The sequence below is a fragment of the Streptococcus bouchesdurhonensis genome (assembly GCF_948472335.1).
Genome location: NZ_CAOKTW010000030.1, coordinates 1 through 5,268, shown reverse-complemented (window position 1 = coordinate 5,268; position 5,268 = coordinate 1). Strand labels below are relative to the sequence as shown.

General features: G+C 37.7%; 7 protein-coding genes, 1 tRNA gene and 4 pseudogenes. 5 read left to right on the top strand and 7 right to left on the bottom strand.

Features of this window, described 5'->3' with window-relative positions; all coding sequences use genetic code 11:
* From QMQ21_RS19035 to QMQ21_RS19015, 5 genes and pseudogenes are all read left to right on the top strand, one after another.
* A partial coding sequence (locus QMQ21_RS19035; protein ID WP_261814978.1) for a zinc finger domain-containing protein occupies positions 1 to 196 on the top strand: 196 nt, incomplete at its 5' end.
* The gene (gene coaE, locus QMQ21_RS19030; RefSeq protein ID WP_261814021.1) at positions 196 to 801 is read left to right on the top strand and encodes a dephospho-CoA kinase; all 606 of its coding nucleotides are present in this window, start codon (positions 196 to 198) and stop codon (positions 799 to 801) included. The genes QMQ21_RS19035 and coaE, both read left to right, overlap by 1 nt.
* Positions 788 to 1,969, top strand: a pseudogene (gene pmrA / locus QMQ21_RS19025) (multidrug efflux MFS transporter PmrA); the annotation flags it as partial. The gene coaE and the pseudogene pmrA, both read left to right, overlap by 14 nt.
* A gap of 36 nt (positions 1,970 to 2,005) precedes the next feature.
* Positions 2,006 to 2,703 (top strand): annotated as a pseudogene (locus QMQ21_RS19020) (transposase family protein); the annotation flags it as partial.
* A gap of 105 nt (positions 2,704 to 2,808) precedes the next feature.
* Positions 2,809 to 2,913: pseudogene (locus QMQ21_RS19015) on the top strand (IS5/IS1182 family transposase); the annotation flags it as partial.
* Positions 2,914 to 2,927: 14 nt separating this feature from the next.
* On the opposite strand, the pseudogene QMQ21_RS19395 reads toward QMQ21_RS19015, so the two are convergent.
* From QMQ21_RS19395 to QMQ21_RS18980, 7 genes and pseudogenes are all read right to left on the bottom strand, one after another.
* Positions 2,928 to 3,262: pseudogene (locus QMQ21_RS19395) on the bottom strand (site-specific integrase); the annotation flags it as partial.
* Position 3,263: 1 nt separating this feature from the next.
* Positions 3,264 to 3,638 (bottom strand): HepT-like ribonuclease domain-containing protein, encoded by a 375-nt coding sequence (locus QMQ21_RS19005; protein WP_001257560.1) that lies wholly within the window; start codon positions 3,636 to 3,638, stop codon positions 3,264 to 3,266.
* Positions 3,619 to 3,933, bottom strand: a complete 315-nt coding sequence (locus QMQ21_RS19000) for a nucleotidyltransferase family protein (protein ID WP_000263130.1) — start codon at positions 3,931 to 3,933, stop codon at positions 3,619 to 3,621. The genes QMQ21_RS19005 and QMQ21_RS19000 overlap by 20 nt, the downstream gene beginning before the upstream one ends.
* A 45-nt stretch (positions 3,934 to 3,978) precedes the next feature.
* Complete coding sequence (locus QMQ21_RS18995; RefSeq protein WP_000077979.1) at positions 3,979 to 4,140, bottom strand: type II toxin-antitoxin system RelB/DinJ family antitoxin; 162 nt, start codon at positions 4,138 to 4,140, stop codon at positions 3,979 to 3,981.
* Between the two features lie 89 nt (positions 4,141 to 4,229).
* Positions 4,230 to 4,607 carry a type II toxin-antitoxin system HicB family antitoxin gene (locus QMQ21_RS18990; RefSeq protein WP_000921490.1) on the bottom strand — a complete coding sequence of 126 codons (378 nt, stop codon included), beginning with the start codon at positions 4,605 to 4,607 and terminating at the stop codon, positions 4,230 to 4,232.
* Positions 4,608 to 4,664: 57 nt separating this feature from the next.
* Complete coding sequence (locus QMQ21_RS18985; RefSeq protein WP_023936121.1) at positions 4,665 to 4,853, bottom strand: type II toxin-antitoxin system HicA family toxin; 189 nt, start codon at positions 4,851 to 4,853, stop codon at positions 4,665 to 4,667.
* A gap of 272 nt (positions 4,854 to 5,125) precedes the next feature.
* Positions 5,126 to 5,197, bottom strand: a tRNA-Arg gene (locus tag QMQ21_RS18980).
* Positions 5,198 to 5,268: the final 71 nt, after the last annotated feature.

Sequence of the window (5,268 nt, the reverse complement as noted above, 5' to 3'; positions counted from 1 at the left end):
CCAGGCTGTTGAAAAAGGTGGCTCCACCATTCGGACTTATACCAATGCCTTTGGGGAAGATGGAAGCATGCAGGACTTTCATCAGGTCTATGATAAGACTGGTCAAGAATGTGTACGCTGTGGTACCATCATTGAGAAAATTCAACTAGGCGGACGTGGAACCCACTTTTGTCCAAACTGTCAAAGGAGGGACTGATGGGAAAAATCATCGGAATCACTGGGGGAATTGCCTCAGGTAAGTCAACTGTGACAAATTTTCTAAGACAGCAAGGCTTTCAAGCAGTGGATGCCGACGCAGTCGTCCACCAACTACAGAAACCTGGTGGTCGTCTGTTTGAGGCTCTAGTACAGCACTTTGGGCAAGAAATCATTCTTGAAAACGGAGAACTCAATCGCCCTCTCCTAGCTAGTCTCATCTTTTCAAATCCTGAAGAGCAAAAATGGTCTAATCAAATTCAAGGGGAGATTATCCGTGAGGAACTGGCTACTTTGAGAGAACAGTTGGCTCAGACAGAAGAGATTTTCTTCATGGATATTCCCCTACTTTTTGAGCAGGACTACAGCGATTGGTTTGCTGAGACTTGGTTGGTCTATGTGGACCGAGATGCCCAAGTAGAACGCTTAATGAAAAGGGACCAGTTGTCCAAAGATGAAGCTGAGTCTCGTCTGGCAGCCCAGTGGCCTTTAGAAAAAAAGAAAGATTTGGCCAGCCAGGTTCTTGATAATAATGGCAATCATAACCAGCTTCTTAATCAAGTGCATATCCTTCTTGAGGGAGGTAGGCAAGATGACAGAGATTAACTGGAAGGATAATCTGCGTATTGCCTGGTTTGGTAATTTTCTGACAGGAGCCAGTATTTCTTTGGTTGTACCTTTTATGCCCATCTTCGTGGAAAATCTAGGTGTAGGGAGTCAGCAAGTCGCTTTTTATGCAGGCTTAGCAATTTCTGTCTCTGCTATTTCCGCGGCGCTCTTTTCTCCTATTTGGGGTATTCTTGCTGACAAATACGGCCGAAAACCCATGATGATTCGGGCAGGTCTTGCTATGACTATCACTATGGGAGGCTTGGCCTTTGTCCCAAATATCTATTGGTTAATCTTTCTTCGTTTACTAAACGGTGTATTTGCAGGTTTTGTTCCTAATGCAACGGCACTGATAGCCAGTCAGGTTCCCAAGGAGAAATCAGGCTCTGCCTTAGGTACTTTGTCTACAGGCGTAGTTGCATGCACTCTAACTGGTCCCTTTATTGGTGGCTTTATCGCAGAATTATTTGGCATTCGTACAGTTTTCTTACTGGTTGGTAGTTTTCTATTTTTAGCTGCTATTTTGACTATTTGCTTTATCAAGGAAGATTTTCAACCAGTAGCCAAGGAAAAGGCTATTCCAACAAAGGAATTATTTACCTCGGTTAAATATCCCTATCTTTTGCTCAATCTCTTTTTAACCAGTTTTGTCATCCAATTTTCAGCTCAATCGATTGGCCCTATTTTGGCTCTTTATGTACGCGACTTAGGGCAGACAGAGAATCTTCTTTTTGTCTCTGGTTTGATTGTGTCCAGTATGGGCTTTTCCAGTATGATGAGTGCAGGAGTCATGGGCAAGCTAGGTGACAAGGTGGGCAATCATCGTCTCTTGGTTGTCGCCCAGTTTTATTCAGTCATCATCTATCTCCTCTGTGCCAATGCCTCTAGCCCCCTTCAACTAGGACTCTATCGTTTCCTCTTTGGATTGGGAACCGGTGCCTTGATTCCCGGGGTTAATGCCCTACTCAGCAAAATGACTCCCAAAGCCGGCATTTCGAGGGTCTTTGCCTTCAATCAGGTATTCTTTTATCTGGGAGGTGTTGTTGGTCCCATGGCAGGTTCTGCAGTAGCAGGTCAATTTGGCTACCATGCTGTCTTTTATGCGACAAGCCTTTGTGTGGCCTTTAGTTGTCTCTTTAACCTGATTCAATTTCGAACATTATTAGACTTCCTGCGAAACAATATATGGTATAATAGTTCTATGGATTATGAAGCAAGTGAACAACTAACTGATGCACGATTTAAGCTCCTGGTTGGTGTTCAGTGCACGACTTTTGAAGAGATGTTAGCTGTATTAAAAAGAGATTATCAAGGTAAACACGCAAAAGGGGGACGAAAACCTAAACTAAGCCTAGAATACCTTCTTATGGCGACTTCAATATGTGCGAGAATATCGAACTTATGAAGAAATTGCGGCTGATCTTGGTATTCACGAAAGCAACTTAACCCATCGGAGTCAATGGGTTGAAGTAACTCTTGTTCAAAGTGGTGTTACGATTTCAAGAACTCCTCTCAGTTCTGAGGACACGGTAATGATTGATGCGACGGAAGTAAAAATCAATCGTTCTAAAAAAACAATTAGAGAATGATTCTGGTAAAAAGAAATGCCACGCTATGAAGGCTTAAGCGATTGTCACAAGTCAAGGGAGAATTGTTTCTTTGGAGCTCGCTGTGAACTATTGTCATGATATGAAGTTGTTCAAAATGAGTCGCAGAAATATCGGACAAGCTGGTAAAATCTTGGCTGACAGTGCTTATCAAGGGCTCATGAAGCTATATCCTCAAGCGCAAACTCCGAGGAAATCCAGCAAACTCAAGCTGCTAACAGCTGAAGATAAAGCCTGTAACCATGCGCTATCTAAGGAGAGAATCAAGGTTGAGAATATTTTTGACAGAGTATAGTAGATTGAAACTAGAATAGTACACATCTACTTCTAAAATATTGTTAGAAATCGATTTGACTGTCCTGATCGATTTGTCCTGTTCTTATTTCATTTCACTATGAAAACGTTTAAAATATTTTCAACAACCTATCGAAATCATCGTAAACGCTTCGGCTTACGAATGAATTTGATTGTTGGTATTATCAATCATGAACTAGGATTCTAGTTTTGCAGGAAGTCTAATAAATATAAACCGTAAATATGCCTGCCTGCTTTTGCTATCATGGTTTGGCTACCTATCCCAAGTTCGGATAAAAATACTTTCAAGTATTTATTCAATCCATAATTTGTAGAAAGTTTATACCTTCTATCACAAGAGACCAAATCATATTTCTTTAATTCTTCACGATTATAAAGAACCTTATCTTGTTCCTCTTTCAATGCATCCAATACAGATATTAAATCTTCATCAATAATAATTTCTCTTATGGAAGTATTCGTTTTTTGAGGAATAAAATTTGTCGATTTCTAGCAAATCTTCCATACGTTTTTAGAGTTTCTCTTTCATTTTCTATTTTATAATTCACCTTCTAATTCTCTTATAATCGAGTGTAAAGATTCTTTCGTTTTGGGAACAGATTCCTTCAATATACCCTCTATAATTTTAAAATTTAAGTTAGAATAATTATGATAAATAAAATTTCTAAAACCTTTTATCTGAGTCCAGTTTATCCTATCTGAATACTTCTGTTTTACTTCCTCTGATAATTTGCCTAACGATAACTGTTCTCCTACCTGTCCTAAATTCATAGCGATAGAATCAACTACCATATCATCATCTAAAGGTAAATTATATCTTCTTGCTTTATACAAAACAGCATCGGCCTTATCAAGATATAAAACCATATCCTTCAAATATGCTATATCAGTTTCAAGAGATTGACTTCTCATAAATAACCTCTCTATCATTCAAAAAATTTTTCTTGACTAACTTCCCAATGTTTGTTTTTGGAGAAAGTAAATCACTAACCAATAGAATATCTATATTACCATCAAAAATAGTCAAAAGTCTACCATATACATCAAAATATATAGAATCATCCTCTAACTCCAAAGCAATATCAACATCACTTTTCCCATCAGCTTCGCCCCTAGCATAAGAGCCAAATAGATAAATTTTAGATAAATCATATTGTTTAGCAACAGGAACAATTTTTTCCTTTATCTGATCTATTGTATAAACCATAACCGAACCCCTTTAGATTATATCTATCCACACTTTTATTTCACCTTACTCAGAATCAAGTTTAACTTCAAAAGGAATACTTCTTGTCAACACACTTTGCTTCAAAAATAACTTCACAGCAGTTGACATATCCAACCCCAACTCATTAAAAATCGCAGTCGCTTCTTTTTTCAATTCATCATCTACTCTTACAGCAATTTGTGACATAGCATTTCTCCTTTTCTTCTTGTATATCTATTGTATCACTTTTACCAATACATATCAAACTTATTCCCTAATAAATACAGTCTTTAAATTTAAACTTGCAACTTCTTCTCTAATGCTTGTGCCAAAACTTCTGAATAGTTAATCTTTTCTCGATCAGCAAGACGAACTAGCCATTCAGGAACGGTCACGTTCTTTCTAATCGCCTTGTTACTTCTCACAAAAGGCGCAGGATCAACTTGAATCATTGATACAAAACCATCTGAAACTTCAATCTTTAAAATATCACTTGGAGTAGGCAACGCCATCCCTTCATCGATATAAGAAGCTAAAACATTTTCAAGCATTTCTCGAGCATTTTTCATCGCTTCTTCGATATTTTTTCCTTCTGTACCACCACCAAATTCTGGAAATTCTACCCAATATCCTGTTCCTTCTTTATGAAAAATAGCTGGATACGTTTTTAACATTCTACTACCCCCAACATTCTACTACCTCTGATGTAAAAAGACTTAGGAAAGTAAAAATTACAATCCTAAATCTTTGAGAATCTTTCTCTCCAATCCCTTTCCCAAATCTTCATTTCCATGAACTGGAATCGTGACAAGATAAGAAAAACCCTCTTTCTTAAAATGATGATGACTTCCTCTTTGACGAACTTCAAACCATCCATTCTCAAGAGCTAGTTTCACCATTTCTTTACCTGTAAGTGGCATATATATTCGTTACCTCCTTACACTTACTATTATACGCATTATGTGTATAATAGTCAAATTAAAACAAACCACTTTTTCTCAATAACTACAAAATAAAATAGACCAGCTTCCTGATCTACTTTATTCTATATTCATTGACTTTTGGTCAAATTTTGGTCACACTTTGGTCAAAGATTCCAAAAATACTAACCTATTTTAAAAAACTAAATTGTGATGATTGCCTACAAATAAACACTTTGAATATTCTTTATGTTTCTTTACGCTTCTTATTATGCCCCCTGCAGGAATCGAACCTGCAACTACTCCTTAGGAGGGAGTTGTTATATCCATTGAACTAAGGGAGCTAGATAAAAACTCTGCTGAAAAAGCAGAGTTTTAGTCGAATTAACGACGGATTTCTTTGATACGAGCTGCC

Coding starts and splice junctions, on each gene's coding strand:
- QMQ21_RS19000 (WP_000263130.1), bottom strand. CDS start 3,933: ATGGTTTATACAATAGATCAGATAAAGGAAAAAATTGTTCCTGTTGCT.
- QMQ21_RS18985 (WP_023936121.1), bottom strand. CDS start 4,853: ATGCCACTTACAGGTAAAGAAATGGTGAAACTAGCTCTTGAGAATGGA.
- QMQ21_RS19005 (WP_001257560.1), bottom strand. CDS start 3,638: ATGAGAAGTCAATCTCTTGAAACTGATATAGCATATTTGAAGGATATG.
- coaE (WP_261814021.1), top strand. CDS start 196: ATGGGAAAAATCATCGGAATCACTGGGGGAATTGCCTCAGGTAAGTCA.
- QMQ21_RS18995 (WP_000077979.1), bottom strand. CDS start 4,140: ATGTCACAAATTGCTGTAAGAGTAGATGATGAATTGAAAAAAGAAGCG.
- QMQ21_RS18990 (WP_000921490.1), bottom strand. CDS start 4,607: ATGTTAAAAACGTATCCAGCTATTTTTCATAAAGAAGGAACAGGATAT.